Below are 20,456 nucleotides of genomic sequence, written 5' to 3' on the forward strand. Positions count from 1 at the left end.
TTTTTGGTGAGTCTGCGACAAACCTTTCATATGGTGGTGGGTGAATCTCGAGATTCGCAGTTGGGCCGTCTTGGCCGCACGGCCTGTGACTGCTGATGTCCATGTTTCTGGTGGGACGTCGGCGTGTCGGCGCGATCAGGCGGTGCCGAATGTGAGGAGCATCGGCAATGATCTCCAAACCGCTGCCGATGCGCCGCTCCATGACCCTACCGCCCTCCTGGCTGGAGGTGCTCCTGCCGCTGCGCCCGGTGTTTCGCCGCTCGGGCACGTTCGGGCTGTTCGTGCTGCTGGCCACTGGTCTGGTCGCTCGGACCCTCGCGGCGCACCGTGGTCGGCATGCTCACCGGGGCGGGAATGAGCGCGGTGATCTCGTTCCACTCGGCGTGCCGGTTCTTCTCCCAGGATCAGTGGGAGGTCGATCGGCTCGGGCTGGCCGTTGCCCGCCTGGTCGTGGACCGGCTGCTGCCCGCTGGCGCGCCGATCACCGTTGCCGTCGACGACACCTTGTTCCGCCGGTGGGGCAAGAAGGTGCATCACGCGTTCTGGACCCACGACGGCGCCGCGCAAGGGCCGGCCAAGCTCGGCCGCGGGAACCGGCGTGTGGTCGCCGGAATCGTGGTCCAGCTCTCGTTCACCAGCCACCCGACTTGCCTGCCGGTCCTGTTCCGGCTGTGGGCGGGCAAACACACCACCTCTCCAGTGCAGCTGGCCGGGCAGATGATCTCCCTGCTGACAGATACGTTCCCCGACAGGGTGATTCACGTGGTGGGAGATGCCGCCTACCACGGCACGCCGCTGAGCGTGGCAGACGCCACGATGACCACCCGGTTGCCGGTCAACGCGGCCTTGTACCGGCCAACGCCACCACGCACCGACCGGCGCGGGCGGCCCCGCAAGAAGGGCCACCGACCCGGCACACCCACTGACCTGGCCGCCACCGAGCGCTGGCACACCGTGCGAGTAGACCGGTACGGGCACACCGACACCATTCAGGCCGCGACCCTCGCCTGCCTGTGGTACGGCGCGTTCGCCGATACGCCCGGACGGCTCGTCCTGGTGCGTGACCCCGGCAGCACCACCGGATACGACCTGGCCCTGTTCACCACCGACACCTCGGCCACCGCCGGGCAGATCGTTGCCCGGTACGCCCAGCGCTGGTCCATAGAAGTAGCCAACGCCACCGGCAAACAGGTCCTCGGAGTCGGACAGGCCCGCAACCGGGTGGCCCACCCGGTCGAGCGGACCGTGCCCTTCGGATTCCTGGTCCAGACACTGGTCACCTGCTGGTACGCCACCATCGGCTACCACCGGGATGACCTAGCCGGGCGAAACGCCGCCGAGCCCTGGTACACCAACACCGAACCCGCCTTCGAAGACATGCTCGCCAAGCTCCGCCGAACCCTAACGGAATTTGTCAAGATGTTTGAGCTTGCGATTAAACCTTGGCGGCCTTGTTCTTGGTCTCTTGCATGGTCAGTTCGGTGGCCTTGGTTGCTACGTGGCGCATCTGGGTGATGATGGCGCGTAGCTGGCGGTCGTTGTCGATCCATTCCTGGTAGAGCTCGGCCTCGGTCTGGCTTAGCCGCCGGGTGACGGTCTTGCCGTTGATCTTGGCTGTCCACTGCCAGTACGGCCCATGCATGCGTGGGGGATCAGCGTGACAGCGGCAGCTCGGGGTGCCGCAGCGGGTGTAGCGGCAGGTGATGCTGCCCGCGGCAATGTAGCCGATATTGGCGAGCTGGGCTGCGAGCTCGCGGTATCGGCGTTGGTAGGTGGCCAGCTGCTGTGCGGTTGATCGCGCCAATGTGGATCCTTTCGGCGTGTCGCAGTGATTCTGCCAGCACTCCACCAGACAGTATAACTACTGTTTGGATTGAATGCTGATGAGCACACGCCGCTCCCGCCTCGCCACGGCCATCCCACCCGTGGTGACGCTGACCGAGTTCCGTTCCCGCTTCCACCGATCCCTGACCAGCTGGGGCGATGCACTGTTCGAGCTGACCGACGCGATCTTGTGCGCGCCGGCCCCCGTCGTCTCCGTGCCCGGGCTGAGCCTGGAACCGGTCTTCCGCCGTTCCCACGGCAGCCTGTACAAGGCGTTGGACCAGGGCCGTGTCGATGCCGACGCGTTGCGCGACCTGCTGGCGAAGGACCGCCCACCCGATTGGCCGCTGGTCTTCGCGGTGGACGCCTCGACCTGGGCGCGCTGCGACGCGGAGACCTCACCCGAGCGGGGGTTCTACTACTCCGCGTCCAAGCACTCGGCGGGCAAGCCGATCGTGGCCGGCTGGTCCTACCAGTGGGTCACCGGACTGGACTGGGCGAACGATTCGTGGACCGCGCCGATGGACGCGCGCCGGATCTCACCGGCCGATGATGCCGTGCGGGTCACCACCGACCAGGCCCGTGATCTGGTCGATCGGCTCGGACACACCGAGGCCACACCGGTATTCGTCTCCGACGCCGGGTACGACGCGCCCGCGCTGACGCACGAGCTGACCGACGTGCGCGCCGACCTGGTCGTGCGGATCCGCGATGACCGGGTCTTCTACACCGACCCGCCCGAGCGTCAGCCCGGGACCCGTGGGCTGCCTCGCCGCCACGGCGACCGGGTCAAGCTGTCCAAGCCAGACACCTGGCCCGCGCCCGACCAGACCCTGACCGCCGAGGACTCCCGCTACGGCGCCGTGAACGTCACCGCCTGGCACGGGCTGCATCCCGAGCTCGGCCGACGCGGGCACTGGACCGATCTTGAGCAGCTACCGATCGTGTGTGGCACCATCATCCGCGTCGAGGTAGAGCACCTGCCCAAGCCCACCTCCCGGACCAAGAAGACGCTGTGGCTCTGGGCTGCTGGACCCGACCTAGATCTGGACGTCTGCTGGCGAGCATACTTGCGCCGCTTCGACATTGAGCACGGCTTCAGATTTGTCAAGAACACACTGGGTTGGACTACGCCCGCGCTGCGCACTCCCGAGCAGGCCGACCGATGGACCTGGCCGATCCTCGCGGCGTATACCCAGCTGCGCCTGGCCCGCACCCTCGTAGCCGACCTGCGCCTGCCCTGGGAACGACGCCGCCCACCCGGGAGGCTGACGCCCGCCCGGGTCCGACGAGGATTTCGTCGACTTGCCACAACACTGGGCACTCCAGCCAGTCCACCAAAATCCCGCAGCCCCGGCCATGGACGCCCCAAAGGAACCAGCAAACCACCCCGAACCCGCTATCCAGCCATCAAGAAAGCCGCGTGACACCGAGTCCAAGGTTTAATCGCAAGTTGAGGCCACTGGGACTTAAGCAGCTGACTCGTCGGCCTCCTGTTCGGGTTTGTTGATCCACGCGTCCTCGGGAAGGTCAAGGATTTTCGGATCGACCTGGGTGACGAACCGTTCGGGGTGAGGGTGTGGCCATGTGACGGGGAAGCCGCTGCGATCGACGATGGATTGCGCCTGGCGAGAGCCATGACATTGAAGGCCCCGGCGGCCGGCGTCGACCTCGGCGGGGGCGCGAGCATCATGATTGGCCACCCGGATCGCGACAAGACCGAGGATGCTGTGCGCGCGCATGGCAGATTCATCGCCACTTTGGGGGTCGCTTCATTCCGGTCAACGATGTGGGCAGTACGCAAGAGGATCTGAAGATCATTGCCAGTGAGGCATCGCCGGTCTGCGCTCAGGGCGACCCATCGCCCTATACGGCGCTGGGTGTACTGGAGTCGATTCGCGCATGTGTTGAGCACCTTGACGGGACCGCAGACCTCGCGGGCCGCACCGTGCTCGTGCAGGGCGCCGGGAACGTGGGTGCGCAACTGTCCGGGCTGCTGGCGGCGGAGTCCGCGCACGTGCTGATTGCGGACATCAAGTCGGCCCGTGCCGAGCGTGTCGCCGATCAGTTGGGAGCGACGGTGGTTCCGGCACCAGAGGCGCACCGCACTCGCTGCGATGTCCTCGCGCCCTGCGCGCTCGGTGCTGTCGTAACCGAACGCTCCTTGCCGGAGCTGGCATGCCGCATCATCGCAGGCGGTGCTAACAACGTTCTGGACAACCCTGACCGAGCCGCTGATCTGGCTGCTCAAGGAATCGTGTACGCGCCGGACTTCCTCGCGAACGCTGGCGGCCTGATCTACCTCGAAGAACAACTACGCGGACACAACGCGAGCCACGCCGAGCGACGCGTGCGCGGTATCGCAGACGCGCTGATCCGCGTGCTCAAACGCTCCCGGACCGACAACGTCACCACCGTCCAGGCCGCGACCGCCATAGCCGAAGACCGACTCAGCGGCAGCTCCACCAACCCAACACACTGATTGGTTAGCTCGCGTCACCGTCCGCTTCTCGATCGTCACGCGGTGCGTGACGGTGCACCGATCGGTGTACGGTCACGCTGCGTGACGATCGCCCTGCGGGATCGAGTCGACGGAGTAGTCGACTGTTTGGTGTGGCTGGCCGCTGTGGCCACCGATACTTGGTGTCATGGCTACGTCCGGTGATGCGTGGAGGCGGCAGGCTCACAGGATCGCCGAGGTGTGCGCCGCGCATCTGCCGGTGCTGACCGGCGTGTCCGTGCATGGCTCGGCCGCCCTTGGCGGATTCACCTACGCTTCTGATCTGGACGTGCTCGTCGTCGGCGAGGGTGCCACGAACTGGCCCGAGCTAGGCCACGCGCTCTTGTCGGCAGCGACCGACTTTCCGCTGGAACTGTCCGTGGTCGCACCATGTGATGCGGCGGACCCGGCACCGCCGTGGCCGTTCCTACTGCACGTGGCCAGCCCGACCAAGGTCGTGCTTCCTCAGATGGGCGGAGATCCTGACCTGTGCGCGCATTACGCCGTGACTCGCCAGGCAGGTGTCCCGATCCTCGGGACGCCCACCGGGCAGGTGGTGGGGCAGGTCCCTCGCGGCGTACGCGACCGATGGTCTCATCCTCTCCAAGATCGCTGGCGGCCACTGGTGGGCCAGACACCACGGTCACGACCGGCTCGTCCAAGAGGCTCTCACCGCGCAGGCCGCCGGCCGCGAACTCGGATCGTGGACGCAGCGTGCCTGTCAGTTCATCGAGCAGGCAGCACGAGAACTGACAAGACCGTAGGTCGATCGGCTTACGGTCCTTCCCCATGGCGGGCCATCGTGTTGCGGGAGAGAGCACCGCGTTGTGGGATCGGACATTATGGCCTCGTGGCAGATCTGATCGTTGTGACGGGGCCGCCCGGTGCGGGCAAGTCAACGGTGGCCTCTCTTCTTGCCAATCGTTTCGAGTCCAGTGCTGTGGTGGCAGGGGACGATTTCTTTGGGCTCTTGGGCGATGACTTGATCTCGCCCTGGCTTCCCGAAGCCCACGCGCAGAACGAGACTGTTGTCCAAGCCGCCGCAGCCGCAGCTGGGCAGCTTGTCGCTGGCGGTTATACCGTCGTGTACGACGGGATGGTTGACCCGTGGTTCGTGCCCGTGTTCAGTGCCGCTACCAGGCTCCCAGGACTGCACTACGTCGTATTGCTGCCATCAGTGCGGGTGTGCGTGCGCCGAGTTCAGGCGCGTACCGGTCATGGTTTCACCGACCTCGACGCAACTCGCCACATGCATCAGCAGTTCACGAGTGCCGAGATCGAGAAGCGGCATGTTCTCGCGAATCCACCTGCCGACCCCGAGGACACTGCGGCCGCGATCCACGACCGGATGATCAGCGGGTCACTAACACTCATGGATCCCTGAGCTGCGTCCCGTTCACCGATCGGCATGCGGAGCATGCCACAAGGCGATCGGCATGCGGAGCATGCCACAAGGCGATCCGCTTTCGGGACGCGGGGATCTCCCTATCCGTCTCTACGACTACTCGGTGTGGGCCTGTTCCTCGTCGAGAATCTCGTCGCATAGGCGTACACACTCGTCGCAGATGAAGACGCCGTTGGGCCCGGCGATCAGCTTGTCTACGGTGCTCTTGTCTTTCCCGCAGAAGGAGCAGCGCAGCGAGGTGCCCCCTCGCGGTACTGAGTGCACGTGCCTGGGCATGCCACCAGAGTAGGCCTGAATGCGTGCGATGTGCCGTCCCGCTGACGGGGACACCGCAGGGCGATCGCTCTCTGGGGCAGGCCGTCTGGTCATAGGTCGAGGACGAATCGCAGCGCTTGGTCGATGGCATTCATCTGATCGGGGGCGATGATTCCCCGACGAGACGACAACCGTGCGGTCGAGATAACGCGCAGCTGGTCGCAGCGCGCGTAGGAGGTGTGGTCAAGCCCGCTGCTTCCCTGCTCGACCTCGACGTGGCTGCGCAGTCCGTAGGCTGCCGAGGTGATCGGCACGACCATGACCAGCTGGCCGGGACTGTTGTTCAAGATGTTGACCGAGACCACCACGGCTGGCCGCCGGAAGGCCGGCTCGTGACCGACTGGCTGGCCCAGGTCGATGTCATAGACCTCCCCGCGCCAGATCACGCGAGGGCGTCCCACTCCTGTCGCTCGGCCAGGTACTGCTCCCAGCGCTCGGGGTCATCACGCAGCCGCTGGTAGTCCTGACCCAGGCCGCGAAGAAACTCTTGCCGCTCCAAGGCGTCGATCGCCGCGTGCAGCACATCGATAACCGCGGTCTGCCGGTCCTTGGCGAGCGACTGCAGCCGCTCGGAGTCTGGTCGGCGAACACGAACGGTGGTGGTGTCTACGGAAGCCATACCTCAGTGTAGACGAAATGTAGACAAGTGTCCCATTTCGCGATCCGCAATCGGAACGAGTGATCTAGCACCGGCGCTGGGCCATGGCAGCTGCGCTGCGGAGTGAGTTGTCGGTAGCCGATGAGATCTTTACAGCCGTGAGGATCTATGTGGCTGGACCGCTGGCCGATATCGAGAACGTCCGATCGGTGCAATCTGCCGTTGTGGCAGCCGGCCATGAACTCCCGCTCGACTGGAGCCGGGGTCCAGATGTGGCCTTTGTGGATGACTATGGGTCCCGCCCGGCGGACTCGGCCGAAATCGCGATGGCCGACCTGGACGCCGTACTCGTCGCCGACGCCGTCCTGATTGTCGCGTCGGAACACGACGGTCGTGGGATGTTTGTCGAGCTTGGCGCTGCCCTCGCTCGGGCTTGTCGCGGTGAGCATGTGCGCATCGTTGTTATCGGGGCGATCCAGCATGAGAGCGTCTTCTACTACCATCCGGCGATACAACGGGTGGCCACGGTGAATGAATGGTTGGCAACACCCACCTGACTCCGGGGTCCTTTGCAAGGTGACCGATAGCGGGGATCCCCATACGGTGCGCCGTCATCGGCGTGGACGTCCATATGGAGCACCTCTGCGGAACGGCCTCCGGCGTGCTCGGAGATCGCCCGGTTCGTCGCCGTTGATGGTTCGTCTTGCGGTACGTCTAATGAGCACACGAAGGATTTGGCGTTTACAGCTGTGAATCGCGGTGCTACTCGGCAGTCTTCTCACGGCGTCAAGTAGCGGTTGCGCATGCTCGGCGGGATGACCGCGCGACCCGACCGGGTACGCGCTCCGCGCAGCACGAGCGGCCCATATGATCGCCGCATGGAGCGAGTCCTCAACGTCACTGTGACGGCCCCGGAGCTGCACCGGATGTCGGCGCTCCTTGCCCCGGCCCATCAACCGTTCTGGGGGCCGAAGACGTTACTCGCCGAGACCGGCGCAGTTGTGCATTCGACAGAGCCGATCAAGGCGACCTGCGACACATTCGGACGATGGGGATCTGGTGCCGCCGAACCCCACGTGATGCTGGATGAGGAGACCTTTTTCGCGCTGTCACAGCTCGTGCGTGCCCGGCTCGTCCGCGCGCAGGTCGGCGCTAGGGACCTGGTCCCAACCGTCCGAGCGTGGCCCGAACTTCGGGAGGTGCGGCTCCAAGCGGACGGGCATCGATTCGTATGGTGGCCGTCCCTAATCCAGGGCCACGAGAGCCAGGCCCTACGTAGCTACATCGAAGACGGCGCCAAGGGGTCTCGTCATGACGAAGTCCCCGAATCGGTGTGGTCGGCCTGCGAATCGATCCTGCCGGGAGCGCGCGCCATCGCCGGCACCTTCGCACTCGGGGAAGACGCCAACTGCTTCTCGACCGTCCTGGCCGCAGCAGACCCGGTTGCGGTCGCGGAAGAATGGGTGCAGCGGGAGCCGTTTGAAGAGTTCCTCTCGACTCGCACCCGCCCTGGAGGCCGCGATGACGAACCTGGAACCGTGATGGTGTGGCGATCAGCCGACCAACTGGTCCAGCACGCGTGCATCACCCTCGGAAAAGGATGGGTGCTCAACAAACCCAATCAATGCTGGCACTCGCCCCGATCTGTCATGTCCGTGCGGCAAGCCATCGTTCAGTCCCGTGCGCCGGGCCGGCGCATGTCACGTCGCTGTCTGATCTAGGCCCGTTCGGGTGACACCGCACCCATCACGCCGAGTGTTTGATCGACGCACGCTCATCGCGACGACCGAGACCGGCAGCACTTCGACGTGAGTCTCCCCAGCCGGGGCAAGAGATGATCCGGCAGGGTCACGAACCGGGGCAGCGCCACGACCGGCCGGCTCGTCTCCGTAGGTCGATCGGCACCCGGCGATGTTCGCTACTCCCCGTCGGGCGGGGTATCAACCTCAGACCGACCTGGCCCGGACGAGCCGACACGGCGGGCTTCCCAGTCCGCGATCTTGGCCTCGATCTCAGAGGTGGAGGAGCTGTCCGGCGCTACCCTCCGGACAAGATGGAGATGTTGGACGAGCGCCTCGTAGTTCTCCCGCTCCACCCGAAGTCCACGACTCTCCCTCGTCTCCGTCGCTGCCTCGACATCCAGAGTGCCGTGACGGTCCAGGACTGAGGCTGCCTTGAGGATCTTGCCGATCTCGTCGAGGGACTTACCGATGTTGTGCACCGTCTTGACGTCGGTGAACATGGTTCCGCGCATGGCTTCCAGATCGATGACCGAGTGCTCGGTGTAAGTACGTCCAGAGGTGTCCTCATAGGTGAGTGAGACCTCATGCGATGAGGGGAGATCCTCCGCGTCCTTCCGCTCGATGTGGTTGTCATAGAAGGCGCGCAGCTTCTGGTCTGGTGCAATCATCGTGATGGGCTCGTTCAGCATCTTGATCTTCGCAATCTCAAGCCCTTCGGTTTCACGGGCTCTCTTCGGCGGCGGGTCAAGTCGAAGGGTCACGTTCAAGGCGGGACGACGCCCGATATTCCGGACCTCCAGGTCGAACAAATGTCGGCTCGCAGCCGACGGTTGGACTGTGGCGATCACGTAAGGGCGGCTCGCTTCGAGTTGCGCCCGCCGAGCGGACTCTGCTTGGTCCTTGTTCGTGTCCCACTGGCGCTTGGCGTAGATGGCCGCCAGAACCGCAACAACCAGCAGCCCGAAGGTGATGAGCGTGTATATCGCAGTCCAGGCCGTGCCCGAAAGCCCCCAGAATTTGTCCATGTCCCCAGTTTCGCTTCGATGACGCCGAATTGCCCCCACAACACGGTCCATCTGGCTCACTTCACGGAGCCCACTTGTCGATCCTCAATCGGCGACGGGGTGTTCCGTATGGCACACCACTGCGGACGCTTGGCTCGGAGGTCGAAGGTGGGCCGGTGGTGCCCCGTCCCGTCGCCAGTGATGGTTCGACTTGCGGGATGGCATCAGGGGCGGCTTGGGTCAGTCTGGTCAGTCCGCGGCGCGTCTGTGACCCGCGAGTGGAGGCGGGCGAGGGCTTGAGCGTCTGGGCTGCCGGGAGCGGCGCTCACCACGAAAAGCCTCTGCCGGTCCGTGCCGTCGACGGCGAATGTCTGGTAGCGCAGACGGATGTCACCCAGTATCGGGTGGCCGTACAGCGGTCCTTCGCCGACCAGAGCGGCGTGCATGTCGTGGCGAGCCCAGATGTGGCGGAACTTTCCGCTGCGCTGGGACAGGTCCTCGACGAGGTCCCGCACGTGAGGGTCATCGAGATCGTCACCGACGATGGCGCGGAAGTAGGCGACTGCCAAGGTGAGGACATAGTCGATGCCGGGTTGCCAAATGCGGTCCTCCCAGTCCAGGAACCACGACCACAGCAGGTTGGTGCCGGGTTCGGACAGCGGCGTCAGCGCCCGCGCCATCGCGTTCGAGCCCAGCACGTCGAGCCGACGTCCGTGGACGAGGGCGGGGGTGGTGGTCCACTCGTCGAGCAGCTCTTGCAGCTCGGGTGCGACGACCTCGTCGGGGCTCGAACGAGGTTGCCTGATCTGGCCGTCTGGACGGCCCAGCTCGAGTAGGTAGCGGGTGGCGTCGTCGTCGAGCCGGAGCGCCCGGGCCAAGGACTCGAGCACGTGGTCCGAGGGTCGGTGGTCGCGGCCCTGCTCGAGTCTGGTCAAGTAGTCGGCGCTGATTCCGGCCAGTATCGCGAGCTCCTCTCGACGCAGGCCGGGCACGCGGCGCCGGTCGGTGATCGGTAGGCCCACGTCATCGGGCGTGATCCGTTCGCGTCGAGCACGTACAAACTGGCCCAGCTGGTGCGGGCGATCCACGAGCCGATCGTATCCGAAGGTGGCCCTGGCGTACCTAGGAAGCCAAGGCCTCTTCCTCGGCGACGTCGCCCGCGGCATCCTAGGACGGCCAGGACGCGCGAGGCCCCGGCCGGGCAGGCCGCGACCTGAGCGGGCGATCGGAACGAAAGATGACGCGAATCGGTCATTTCGGTTTGTCCGGACGGGCTGGGAGGCACGGGAGTCCAGGGTCGGCGGGCGCGCGGGCGCTGTGGGCGTGGTTGGACTGCTCGCCCGCGCCGCCGCCGTCCCGGGACCGCCTGGGGCGCGACTGCCCACCGAATGCGTCCAGGCCACGCCAGACGGTCACCTGCGCCTACACCTTCACCGGGTGCCGCGTCCCCGCTAGGACCCGAATGAGCGCGCCCCGTCATGCCGGCTGCCGCTCCGCGTCCACACCTCGGCTGCGCGGCGAGCGCGCTCGACCGACCCGGTCGACCCGCGTGTCGGCCGATCGGTGGACTGGCGGGTCATCCGGTGGGTCGGCCGACTGGGTGACGTTACGAACTGCTGTCGGCGGCGAGTATTTCTCACGTCACCATTTACCGGGCCGCACGCAGTGGCTCACCAAGCGAAGGGGATGACCTCGATGTCGACGTCCAAGATGACCGGAAGGCTGGCAGTGGCCGGGATGTGCAGTGTGCTGGCGGTCGGCCTGGGCGCCTGCGCCGGCGGCGGTCACGCGAACGCTGCTGGCACCACCAGGAGCTCAGCGTCCTCCCGGGCCACCAGCCCGGGCGGGATGTCCGGTAACGCGGTCCGGCGGCCGGCCGCGAACGGGGTGAACCTGGGCTCGCGGGGCCTGAAGGCCGCGACGAGCACGGGGGTCTACGCCCAGGTCACGAACCTGACGCCGTACCCGTGGACGTTGGTTCCCAACGGGACGTGGGGACTAAATGTCGGGCCTTACGACAGTGCGCCGCCGGCGACGCTGCTGCCGGGTCAGACCGCGACGTGGAGTGCGCACAACCCTTGGGGTGCGCGGAATTTCGTGCGTACCCTCTACACGTTCCAGGACGCGGCCGGCCACACCCACGTCCAGCAGGTCAACGAGTGGGCTCAGGAGGTCGGCGACCCCTTGTACTACTCGTACTCACAGGACGTGGGGTTCGACGCCAACCATCACCTCCAGCTCACCGAATCGCCGGATTTCCACATGGCCATGGACCCGGACGGGTACGGGCGGCACGGCGACGCGATCTGGAACTCCCCGACGACGATCACGATCGACGCGCTGCAGGATCCGGCCGCGGCGGCGAACGCGGTGGACAACGAGTTGCCGCGGGCGATCGCTGCCCAGACACACTGGGCGCCGAATCCGGGTGTGAAGGGCCCGACGTCCGTGAAGGGGCCGACGACGCGGGCCAGCAGCCTGCTGACGAACTACTCCAGCCTGCCGGCGACCCTGGGCAAGGGTCAGGGGACGAGTAAGGGACAGAGCACCACCCTCGGTGTCGAGGTCAGCCACTCGGGCTCGACCAACATAGACGGCGTCGTGTTCAAGGACGCCGAATCCGTCACCGGCGACCACTCGTGGGGCAGCGGGGACTCGGTCAACACGACGGTCAGCAGCATGGTCGACCCGGGACAGACGGGCTGGATCAACAAGCGACCCACGATCTCGAGCATGACCGGTCATCTGGTCTTCACCACCGCGAACAACACCACCTTCGACCTCAGCAACGTCACGATCTCGATGGGTGACATCGCCAACACCGGCGCCGGTGGGGTGCCGCCGGGGATGGACTTCTCGGCGACCGAGTGCGTGCTCGCCGACTGTGCGTCCGCGGACAGCCCCACCGGTGGCACGGCCCTGACGAAGGCTGGCGCCGCCAACGTCCGTGCGGGGATGAAGGCCACGGTGATCTCGGCCTCACCCGGTCAGGTGGTGACCATCGACGGGGCGACCGACCCGGCCGACGCGATCGAGGCGTTGAAGAAGTACCAGGACGCCACCGACCGCAGCTTCATCCCGACGGCCGACCCGACCTTCGCCCACAGCAGCTGGGCACCGGTGGACGACGAGACCGGTCAGGAAGCGCCATCCGTCTCGACCGATCCGGGCGCGCAACACCCGACCGCCGAGATGCTGACCGTCGCGCATCAGGAGACGTCGAGCTGGTCGCTGGGCGGGTCGGTCCAGGAGACCGTCGGCTTCAACCTGGCCGGCATCATCTCCCAGGAGCTGAGCGTGAAGTTCACCCAGAAGCAGACCTGGACCTCGGACACGACCAACAACCAGAGCATCACGATCCAGGCCGCGCCGGGCAAGACGGTGTGGATCGAGGCATCGACCGGCACCGCCAGCTACACCGGCAACTTCGTCTTCACCGCCGGCGGGGTGCGTTACCAGGTGAACAACGTGACCATCACCCAGCCGGGCTCAGCGGATGTGGACGCGATGTCCAACACGTCCTACCGAGTCGAGGAAGTGAACAACACCACGGCCGGTGTGTCGCCCACGGCGGCCAGTGGCAAAAAGGCCATCAGCAAACTGCCCAAGCTGCGGGCCTACATCAACCACGGCCACTGATCAATAGCGACAGGACCCCGCGCCCGCCCCGGCCGATGTCGGCGGCGGGCGCGGGTATGCCGTCCGCAGGGACACTGCCTCGTCCTGACGGGTATGGCGCGCGCAGGACCGGCTGCCGGGCAATCGGCCTGCTGCTGTGCGTTGCGGTGGCACTCGGTGTGATGACCGGATGCAGCCGTAGCCGCCCGAGCGCGCCGCTGCGGATCGGGGTGATGATGCCGCTGACCGGCCCGGGCGCGGTCAGTGCGCAACTCCCGCTGGACTGGGCCCGGGAGAACGTGGACGCCGCCGGCGGGGTGGACGGCCGTCCCATCCAGTTCGTCTATCGGGATCTGGGCCGCCAGTCCGCGCTCACCGCGGCCCGGGCATTCGCCGCCGACTCCTCGATCGCGGCCGTGATCGGTCCGGGCAACTCCGAAGACGCGCTGCAGGTCGCCGGCCTGTTCGCCGACCATCACCAGGTCATGGTGACGCCGTCGGCGACCTCCGGGGACCTGTTCCGGGCCTACTCCGCCGACCGCCCGCAGTACGTGTGGCGGCCGGTCGAGTCCGACATCGCGCAGATGCGCGTCATGCTGCAGGTGGCCGCCCGGGACGGGGCCCGCTCGGTGGCGCTGGTCAGTGGAGACAGCCCCTACGGCACCACGTTCTTCGACTCGTTCGGCTTCCTGGCCACCGAAGAGGGACTTCGGGTGACCTCAACGCAGCGGTACGACCAGGAGGCACAGAACTGCCAGGGCCCGCTGCGGCAGGCTCTGTCCAGCGGTGCCGACGTGGTGCTGGCGGTGCCGGACCATGCGAGCCAGGCGATCTGCATGGCTCGCGCCTGGCGGGCGGCCGGGTCCCGTCCCCGGCTGCTGTTCTCCGACGCGGCCCAGTCCCCGTCGCTGATCTCCGCGCTCGGCGCGCAGGCGCAGGGCCTGAACGGCATTGGTCTGGCCCCGGACCCGAACAACGGGTTCGCGGCGGCGTTCCGCGCCCGGTTCCACCGTGAGCCGACCCCGTTCGCCGCCAACATCTACGACTCGGTGCTGCTGATCGCCTACGGCTTGGCCGGCGCCCACGGCACGGTCGGCGCCGCCCTCGCACAGGCGATCAGCGGCGTCGTCCACGGCACCGGTCCGGCGACCGGCTGGGACCGGAACGGCGTGGCACGCACACTGACGGCGATCCGTGCCGGAAGACTGCCCGCGATCAACGGGGCTGTCGGCCGGTGGGCGTTCGACAAGGACTCCGGAATCGACCTGGTCGCCTCCACCTACGAGCATTGGCGCGTCACCGGAGACCAGTTCGCCGCGGCGGGGTATCTGTCCACCGCAGACCTCCGGACCGCACGGCAGGGCATCTCTGAAGCCGACACCCGGGCCACACCCGGGAAGGCCACCGCCGCACTGGGCGGCACCTACCGGCCCGGGCCGAAGACCGGCACCTGGGCCCTGCTGATCGCGGCCTCCGACGGCTGGACCAACTACCGGCATCAGGCCGACGTGCTGGCCCAATACCAGCGGCTACGCGCCGACCGTGTCCCCGCCTCGCACATCATCGTGATCTCCGACCACGATCTGGCCCACAACCGCAACAATCCACACCAGGGCCAAGTGCCGTACGCCGTCGGCGACCCCAACCTCAACTTCCAGATCCCCATCGACTACCCACTGCAGGGCATGACCGCCCAGCGGCTGATGGACATCCTGGCCGGGCACACCACCCCGGGCACCCCGACCGTCATCCGGTCCGGTACCGGCGACGACGTGTACGTCTACCTCGCCGGGCACGGCAACCAGAACGGCGTCTACCTCGGCCTCGGTCAGCCCGTCCCACCCCCGGACAACGCCTACTCGGTGCTCACCCCGGCCCTGCTCGACCAGACCATCGCCGCGATGGCCGCCGCCCATCACTACCGGCGCATCCTCGTCGCCGTCGACGCCTGCGAAGGTGGAGTGCTCGGCCAGCACCTCGACGCCCCCGGCGCGTTGCTGCTCTCTGCTGCCAGCCCGGTCGAGAACTCCCTGAGCACCAACTACGACGCCGACCGGCAGACCTGGCTGGCCGACCAGTTCTCCTACCAGCTCTGGAAAGCAGAGGCCGCGACCCCGACCATGTCCATCGACCGGCTCTATCAACATCTCTACCTCACCGTCACCGGCTCGCACGTGAGCGCGTACGGACCCGGCTTCGGCAACGCCGCCACCGTGTCGCTCAACGAGTTCGTCACCGGCGGATCGGTCGCTCCGCCGGCTCCGACAAGTGCGGGTCAAGGGGCAGCCGCACACTGATCCGGGTGCCGGCCGAGGCGCCGGGTTCGATCTGCAATTCGCCCCCTGCGGCGGCGATGCGGGCGCGGTGCGAAGCCAGCCCGATGTGTCCTTCCGCCACGCGGCGATCCAACAGGCCGTCGGGGATGCCGCGCCCGTCGTCGACGACCGCGAGTAGCGCCGCCGACCCATCCAGCCGCAGAGTGACGGTCACGGTGCGGGCGCGGGCGTGTTTCACCACGTTGTTCAGCGCCTCCCGAGCCGCGCCGAACAGCACCAGATCGGCGCTGGTCGGCCGGTCGGGCCAGCCGCTGAGGTCGACCTGAGCGGCGAACCGGCCGCGTCGGGCGACGCCGGTGGCCAGATCGGTGAGTGCCCGGGCGAACCCGGCCTGTTCCAGCACGGCGGGGTGCAGCTCGGACACCGTTGAACGCAACATCGCCGACGATTCGCGCAGGGCCAACGCAACGCGCGCAAACGCGTCCGGATCCCCGGTGGTGCGGGCCTCATCCAGGTCCTGGCGGGCCGCGAGCAGGTACTGCAACGCTCCGTCGTGCAGCTGCTCGGCGAGCAGCGCACGTTCGCGGGCTTCGATGCCGACGATCTCGGTGAGCAGGTCGGTACGTTCGCGTGCGAGTTGGCCGATGGTGAGCACTCGTGACAGCTGGACCCGCGACAGCGCCACCGAGCCTGCGGCCAGCCCGGCAATGATCAAGAAACGAAGCAGGATCGACGCCCACGGCTCGGCGTTGGCGTCCTGAGTCAGGATGCTCACCGCCAGCTCGGCGGCGACGGTCGGAGCCGCGACCGCCGCGCAGATCGCGGGCCGCAGCGAGGTTGCGGCGAGCATCGGGACGACGAAGAAACCGTTGATCAGCACGTCGGCCGTCCAGGACTGCTCGGCAGCGAGACCAGCAACGAGGGTCAGCGCCGCGATCGCGGCGGCGTCGACCAGCAGCGCCAACCACATCCACTGCACCGGGCCGAGTCCGCCACGACGCGTCCACCAAGCCAGCGCGCTCGCCCAGACCGCGTACCCGGCGACGATCAGCCAGCACGCCGGCCGGTCGTGTCCTGGCGGGACGAAGCCGATGGTCAGGACCATGAACACAACAAGCAGGGCGCGCAGCCCGAGTTGCACCCACACCCCGCGGTAGGCGTGCCGCAGCACGATCTCGCGCAGGTCAGCAACCTTGCCGAGCTCATCGAGACTGAGCCGATCCGCCATTCTGACCGCCCGCTAGTCGATCAGGCCGCGGCGCATCGCCTCGGCCACCGCAGCGGCGCGGTCCGAGACGCCGAGCTTCTCGTACAGTCGTTGGGCGTAGGTCTTGATCGTGGCGACCCCGAGGAACAACTCGGCCGAAGTCTGCGGGATGGAGAGCCCGCGCGCGAACGCGGCCAGCACCTGCCGCTCCCGATCGGAGAGCACTGGCGTGTTGGACTTAGCCCGTAACCGGATTTGATCGGCTAACCCGCCCGCCAGCTCAGCTGGCACCACGGTTTGCCCTTTCGCCACCCGCAGCACCGCGTCGACGATCTCGCCGCGGGGCGTGTCCTTGGCCAGATACCCGGCCGCGCCCTCCTCCAGTGACTTGAACACCACTGCGCTGTCAGTGAACGCCGACAGCAGGATCACCCGGGTCGGAAGGTGGTCGCGGATCACCGCGTGCACCACGTCGATCCCGTTCAGCTCGGGCATCTGGTAGTCGACCAGCGCCACCACCGGCTGCTCGGCACGAATCATCTCCAGCGCCTGCCGTCCGTCGCCGGCCTCGCCGACCACCTGGATGTGCCCGCTGTTGTCCAGCGCCCGCTTCACGCCGTCGCGGAAGAACGGATGATCATCGGCGATCACCACAGTGACCAAACTGCCCGACACCGACATTCGCACTCCCCGCGTCCACGCCCAGCATAGATGTCAGCCCGCCCAATAGCGCCGCCGCGACCAACCGCTGGACCCCGCGACTGCGGAGAAACTCAGCGCGTGGCATGCAACACCGCCGTCCCTCGCATCGGCCCAATGCACCGAACTCGGCTATCCAGCTGCGACCACGGATGCTGTCCCCGGCAAAAGTCACCGAGTGTCACAAGCGGATCCTCCTACGGACGCCGCGCCCGTCGTGGGCGTGCCGTATAGGACACCCCTGCGGAACGTCGGCTGGCTCGCTCGCGGTTTGCACCGTCCGGTCGGAGATCGCCTCATCCGTGACCGGTGACCGTTCGGGCTTGTGGTGCACGAGTCGCGGCACAGGAACGTTCGCCAAGCGGCGTGAGGCATCCAGCTTGGCGCCTTCACTCACGACCGGCCGACGCGTGCTCCCTGTCCCAGTTCTCGACGTAGCGAGCAGTGGAGCCGGTCGCGACCCACGCACTGAGGGACCCTCCCAAGCCGCCTACGGCACCCCATATTGAACCGCTGAAACCCTCGGTGGCGAGTACATACACACCGAATATGAGACACACAGCCATAAACAGCAAGACTCCGAGCCGCAGACTAGTGCGGTGCAGCGATATCCACCGCTGAGACGCTGTCGGGGCGACATCCCAGCGGCTCATTGGTCGACTGTAGGACAGACTCTGGCTCACGTCCGCTCATCGGTAGATCTGGTCGACCATTGACCGATCCTCTTGCGGGGGCCGGCTGACCAAGGTGCCATTGTGGTCGGCGTCGTAGACCACGCGCCGCTTGTGATCACATCGGCGCGCGTCGCGCCGCCTGGGCGGCCGGTTGCCTATACGCTCAGGAATGTTCCACGGCGGCGGCTTCAAACTTTGGTTACCGCGAAAACGAGGATCGCCTGGGGTGTCCGGCTCGTCATGGCGCTGAGGGTGTTGCCAGAGGGAGGAGCCACGTGGGAAGTACGCGAAGGCCGTGGTCGGCCCGGCGGCCCCGCGCGGGCGAGCACCATGATCGCTCCCAGGCGCCCGCAGCCGGTGGCCTGGCGGCGCTCCTGGTGGCCAGTGCCCGCGATGACGTGGAGGCCTTCGCCCAGTTCTATGAGGCGACCGCGTGCCAGGTCTTCGGGCTGATGTCATCGATAATCACCGATCGGGCGCACGCCGAGGAACTGACCGTACGAACCTACCGGCACGCACAACGCACCTGCCACCAATTCGATGCGACCACCGACGATGCGATGGCATGGATCATGCGCCTCGCGCACCGACGGGCCATCTCGTGGATCCTGGCCGCCGAGCCGGGCGATCGCCGCAGCCGGCACGCTTCTGCTCGCCGACGCCTTCGCACGGCTTACGCCGAACGACTCGCACGGCAGCGCCTGCGCCAGGCCGTGCCGCACTGGACTCGGGCCCAGCGGGCCGCGTTTACTGCCATCTACTTCGGGCGCCACACCTCGACCCAGATGGCCACACTGAGGTCGGTGACACCAGCTACGGCTCATCGATGACACGCGATGAGATTGGACTCACGGTGGCCGCGCCCTGCCACCGGGCGCTAAGTCACGGCAGCGGAGCCGTCAGCTCAATATTGATGTTGTCCGGGTCCTGAAACGACAAGATCGCCAGCCCGGCGTCGGCAAGATCAGTTACCTGCCCGTGCTCGATCCCGGCTTCGGACAGGGCCGTGGCGGCGGCCGCTAATTCATCCCGCGAGGTCACGGTGAAGCTGAGGTGGTCCAACCCGGTGCAGTCCGCGTCAAATGCTTCGTGACCTACTGGGCGTAAGCCGAACAAGGTGCCCTGCGGAGTTTGATACACCGTGCCGCCGTAAAACTTCTCCCGGGAGGTCCTCACTCCCGGGTCGTCGGCCTGATCGGAGGCGTCGATCGCGACCGGCCATCCGAACACCCGGTCGTAGAACTCCTTGGAACGGCGAATGTCAGTCACCGTCAACCGCACATGAGCGAAGCCAGCACTAGAGATAAGAGGCATACCACCGACCGTACGGCGCGAGCATCAAAGACACCAGGGCCGACCACGCGGGTCAGTCTTTGATAGCGCACCCGGCTGCGCCACCACTCGCGGATCGTCTTGCGGCGGCGATAGCTCGATTGGTCGTTCACCTAGGCTGCGTTCGTGTCTATGAACTCGCCGCTCGACGTGCGCCCGGTGGAGGACGATCAGTGGCAGATAGTCGCCTGGCTGTGGCAGGCCTACCGCAACGACCTCGCGCCGGTGGTAAATGGGCTGCCGTACGCCGACGGTCGGTACCAGGCTCGGGAGCTGAATACCTTCCCGCATGAGGGCGCGATCGGATACCTCGCGTGGCGGCCACACCCGAACACCGGCGAAGACGCGCCGATCGGGTTTGCGCTGGTGGACGGCCTCGCCGACGCACGGTGTCAAGGGCCATTGAGTTCTGCCCAGAGGCGGTCGCGAGACCTGCTCGGTGACGGTCACGAGTTCTGCCCGGTGATGGCCATGGGATCTGCCCAGTGCTGGCCATCACCGGCTTTGGTTGCTCAGTTCAAGGGACTCACCCCTTGTCCGGAGAGTGCTTGAGACAGGCGCACGCTGTCGCCGCTGGTTTGGCAGACGTGGGCGTGGTGCAGCAGCCGGTCCACGGTCGCGGTGGCCAGGGTTTTGGGCATCAGCTCGTCGAAGGAGGCAGGGTGCAGGTTGGAGCTGACTGCGATGGAACGTTTCTCGTAGGCGGCGTCGACCAGGCGGTAGAGGCCCTCGGCGGCGTCCTGGGCTACCGGCAGCAGCCCAATGTCATCGACGACTACGAGGTCTGCTCGCAGGACCCTGGCGATGGCCTTGGTGACGGTGTCGTCGGCGCGGTGGCGGCGTAGCAGGACGCCGAGTCCTTCGAGGGTGAACCAGGCGACCTTCAATCCTTGTTCGACCCCTTGTTGGCCCAGGGCCTCGAGCAGGAACGTCTTGCCGGTGCCCGAGGGCCCGCAGACCACCAGGTTCTCGCGACGATGGACCCATTCCAGGGTGCGTAGCGCCTGCTGGGTCGGTGCCGGGATCGAGGAGATCTCGGGTTTCCATGCCTGGAAGGTCTTGCCGGTGGGGAACCCGGCCGCGGCGCGGCGGGTCGCCAGCGCGGAGCGTTCGCGCCCGGCGGCCTCGGCCGTGAACAAGGCCCGCAGTACCTCGACTGGTTCCCAGCGTTGAGCTTTCGCGGTGGCCACGACCTCGGGTGCCAGGCCGCGGATATGTGGTAACCGCAGCCGTCGCAGCAGCGCTTCCAGGTCCGCCGGCAG

At 66.8% G+C, this 20,456-nt stretch carries 20 protein-coding genes and 1 pseudogene; 11 read left to right on the plus strand and 10 right to left on the minus strand.

What is annotated here, in order from left to right; all coding sequences use genetic code 11:
* The first annotated feature begins 294 nt into the window (after positions 1-294).
* Positions 295-1,515: an IS701 family transposase gene (locus tag FGL98_RS23050; protein ID WP_146320925.1), complete on the plus strand. Its 1,221-nt coding sequence runs from the start codon at positions 295-297 to the stop codon at positions 1,513-1,515.
* Here the strand turns inward: FGL98_RS23050 and FGL98_RS23055 are convergent.
* Positions 1,436-1,804, minus strand: coding sequence for a DUF6788 family protein (locus FGL98_RS23055; protein ID WP_222432361.1), 369 nt, complete (start codon positions 1,802-1,804; stop codon positions 1,436-1,438). The genes FGL98_RS23050 and FGL98_RS23055 overlap by 80 nt on opposite strands.
* A gap of 79 nt (positions 1,805-1,883) precedes the next feature.
* Between FGL98_RS23055 and FGL98_RS23060 the strand changes: the two genes are divergently transcribed.
* The 4 genes from FGL98_RS23060 (at position 1,884) to FGL98_RS25620 (ending at position 5,708) form a co-directional block, all read left to right on the plus strand.
* Positions 1,884-3,251: an NF041680 family putative transposase gene (locus tag FGL98_RS23060; RefSeq protein ID WP_186526341.1), complete on the plus strand. Its 1,368-nt coding sequence runs from the start codon at positions 1,884-1,886 to the stop codon at positions 3,249-3,251.
* A 150-nt stretch (positions 3,252-3,401) separates the two neighbouring features.
* Positions 3,402-3,638: a Glu/Leu/Phe/Val dehydrogenase dimerization domain-containing protein gene (locus tag FGL98_RS27290; RefSeq protein ID WP_425461020.1), complete on the plus strand. Its 237-nt coding sequence runs from the start codon at positions 3,402-3,404 to the stop codon at positions 3,636-3,638.
* Positions 3,614-4,306, plus strand: coding sequence for a Glu/Leu/Phe/Val dehydrogenase family protein (locus tag FGL98_RS23070; RefSeq protein WP_186526342.1), 693 nt, complete (start codon positions 3,614-3,616; stop codon positions 4,304-4,306). The genes FGL98_RS27290 and FGL98_RS23070 overlap by 25 nt, the downstream gene beginning before the upstream one ends.
* An 868-nt stretch (positions 4,307-5,174) precedes the next feature.
* Positions 5,175-5,708 (plus strand): AAA family ATPase, encoded by a 534-nt coding sequence (locus tag FGL98_RS25620; protein ID WP_186526343.1) that lies wholly within the window; start codon positions 5,175-5,177, stop codon positions 5,706-5,708.
* A gap of 129 nt (positions 5,709-5,837) precedes the next feature.
* Here the strand turns inward: FGL98_RS25620 and FGL98_RS23080 are convergent.
* From FGL98_RS23080 to FGL98_RS23090, 3 genes and pseudogenes are all read right to left on the minus strand, one after another.
* Positions 5,838-6,005: pseudogene (locus FGL98_RS23080) on the minus strand (ClpX C4-type zinc finger protein); the annotation flags it as partial.
* 89 nt (positions 6,006-6,094) lie between these two features.
* Complete coding sequence (locus FGL98_RS23085; protein WP_146320937.1) at positions 6,095-6,430, minus strand: type II toxin-antitoxin system PemK/MazF family toxin; 336 nt, start codon at positions 6,428-6,430, stop codon at positions 6,095-6,097.
* Entirely contained in the window at positions 6,427-6,663 is a 237-nt protein-coding gene (locus FGL98_RS23090) for a hypothetical protein (protein WP_146320939.1), read from the minus strand. The genes FGL98_RS23085 and FGL98_RS23090 overlap by 4 nt, the downstream gene beginning before the upstream one ends.
* A gap of 83 nt (positions 6,664-6,746) precedes the next feature.
* Between FGL98_RS23090 and FGL98_RS23095 the strand changes: the two genes are divergently transcribed.
* A complete protein-coding gene (locus tag FGL98_RS23095) occupies positions 6,747-7,199 on the plus strand; it encodes a hypothetical protein (protein ID WP_222432362.1) in 453 nt (150 codons plus the stop codon).
* Positions 7,200-7,520: 321 nt separating this feature from the next.
* Complete coding sequence (locus FGL98_RS23100; protein WP_146320943.1) at positions 7,521-8,363, plus strand: hypothetical protein; 843 nt, start codon at positions 7,521-7,523, stop codon at positions 8,361-8,363.
* A gap of 197 nt (positions 8,364-8,560) precedes the next feature.
* Here the strand turns inward: FGL98_RS23100 and FGL98_RS23105 are convergent, their stop codons facing one another.
* Positions 8,561-9,469 (minus strand): hypothetical protein, encoded by a 909-nt coding sequence (locus tag FGL98_RS23105; RefSeq protein WP_146320945.1) that lies wholly within the window; start codon positions 9,467-9,469, stop codon positions 8,561-8,563.
* A 143-nt stretch (positions 9,470-9,612) separates the two neighbouring features.
* Positions 9,613-10,476, minus strand: coding sequence for a helix-turn-helix transcriptional regulator (locus FGL98_RS23110; RefSeq protein WP_222432363.1), 864 nt, complete (start codon positions 10,474-10,476; stop codon positions 9,613-9,615).
* Positions 10,477-11,083: 607 nt separating this feature from the next.
* On the opposite strand from FGL98_RS23110, the gene FGL98_RS23115 reads away from it, so the two are divergent.
* Positions 11,084-13,027 (plus strand): hypothetical protein, encoded by a 1,944-nt coding sequence (locus FGL98_RS23115; RefSeq protein WP_146320949.1) that lies wholly within the window; start codon positions 11,084-11,086, stop codon positions 13,025-13,027.
* Positions 13,028-13,083: 56 nt separating this feature from the next.
* Complete coding sequence (locus FGL98_RS23120; RefSeq protein ID WP_186526344.1) at positions 13,084-15,303, plus strand: C13 family peptidase; 2,220 nt, start codon at positions 13,084-13,086, stop codon at positions 15,301-15,303.
* Here FGL98_RS23120 and FGL98_RS23125 read toward each other — a convergent pair.
* The gene (locus tag FGL98_RS23125; RefSeq protein WP_146320953.1) at positions 15,239-16,510 is read right to left on the minus strand and encodes a sensor histidine kinase; all 1,272 of its coding nucleotides are present in this window, start codon (positions 16,508-16,510) and stop codon (positions 15,239-15,241) included. The two genes, FGL98_RS23120 and FGL98_RS23125, sit on opposite strands and share 65 nt — an antisense overlap.
* 12 nt (positions 16,511-16,522) lie before the next feature.
* Positions 16,523-17,170, minus strand: coding sequence for a response regulator transcription factor (locus FGL98_RS23130; RefSeq protein WP_146320955.1), 648 nt, complete (start codon positions 17,168-17,170; stop codon positions 16,523-16,525).
* A gap of 967 nt (positions 17,171-18,137) precedes the next feature.
* On the opposite strand from FGL98_RS23130, the gene FGL98_RS23135 reads away from it, so the two are divergent.
* Positions 18,138-18,692, plus strand: a complete 555-nt coding sequence (locus tag FGL98_RS23135; protein WP_146320957.1) for a sigma-70 family RNA polymerase sigma factor — start codon at positions 18,138-18,140, stop codon at positions 18,690-18,692.
* 52 nt (positions 18,693-18,744) lie between these two features.
* Here the strand turns inward: FGL98_RS23135 and FGL98_RS23140 are convergent, their stop codons facing one another.
* A complete protein-coding gene (locus FGL98_RS23140) occupies positions 18,745-19,176 on the minus strand; it encodes a VOC family protein (protein ID WP_146320959.1) in 432 nt (143 codons plus the stop codon).
* 144 nt (positions 19,177-19,320) lie between these two features.
* On the opposite strand from FGL98_RS23140, the gene FGL98_RS23145 reads away from it, so the two are divergent.
* Positions 19,321-19,746, plus strand: a complete 426-nt coding sequence (locus tag FGL98_RS23145; protein WP_146320961.1) for a hypothetical protein — start codon at positions 19,321-19,323, stop codon at positions 19,744-19,746.
* On the opposite strand, the gene istB is transcribed toward FGL98_RS23145, so the two are convergent.
* Positions 19,707-20,456 (minus strand): IS21-like element helper ATPase IstB (gene istB, locus FGL98_RS23150; RefSeq protein WP_222432364.1); only part of this gene is annotated, 750 nt, incomplete at its 5' end. The genes FGL98_RS23145 and istB overlap by 40 nt on opposite strands.

The organism is Leekyejoonella antrihumi (genome assembly GCF_007845645.1).
GTDB classification, from domain to species: domain Bacteria; phylum Actinomycetota; class Actinomycetes; order Actinomycetales; family Dermatophilaceae; genus Leekyejoonella; species Leekyejoonella antrihumi.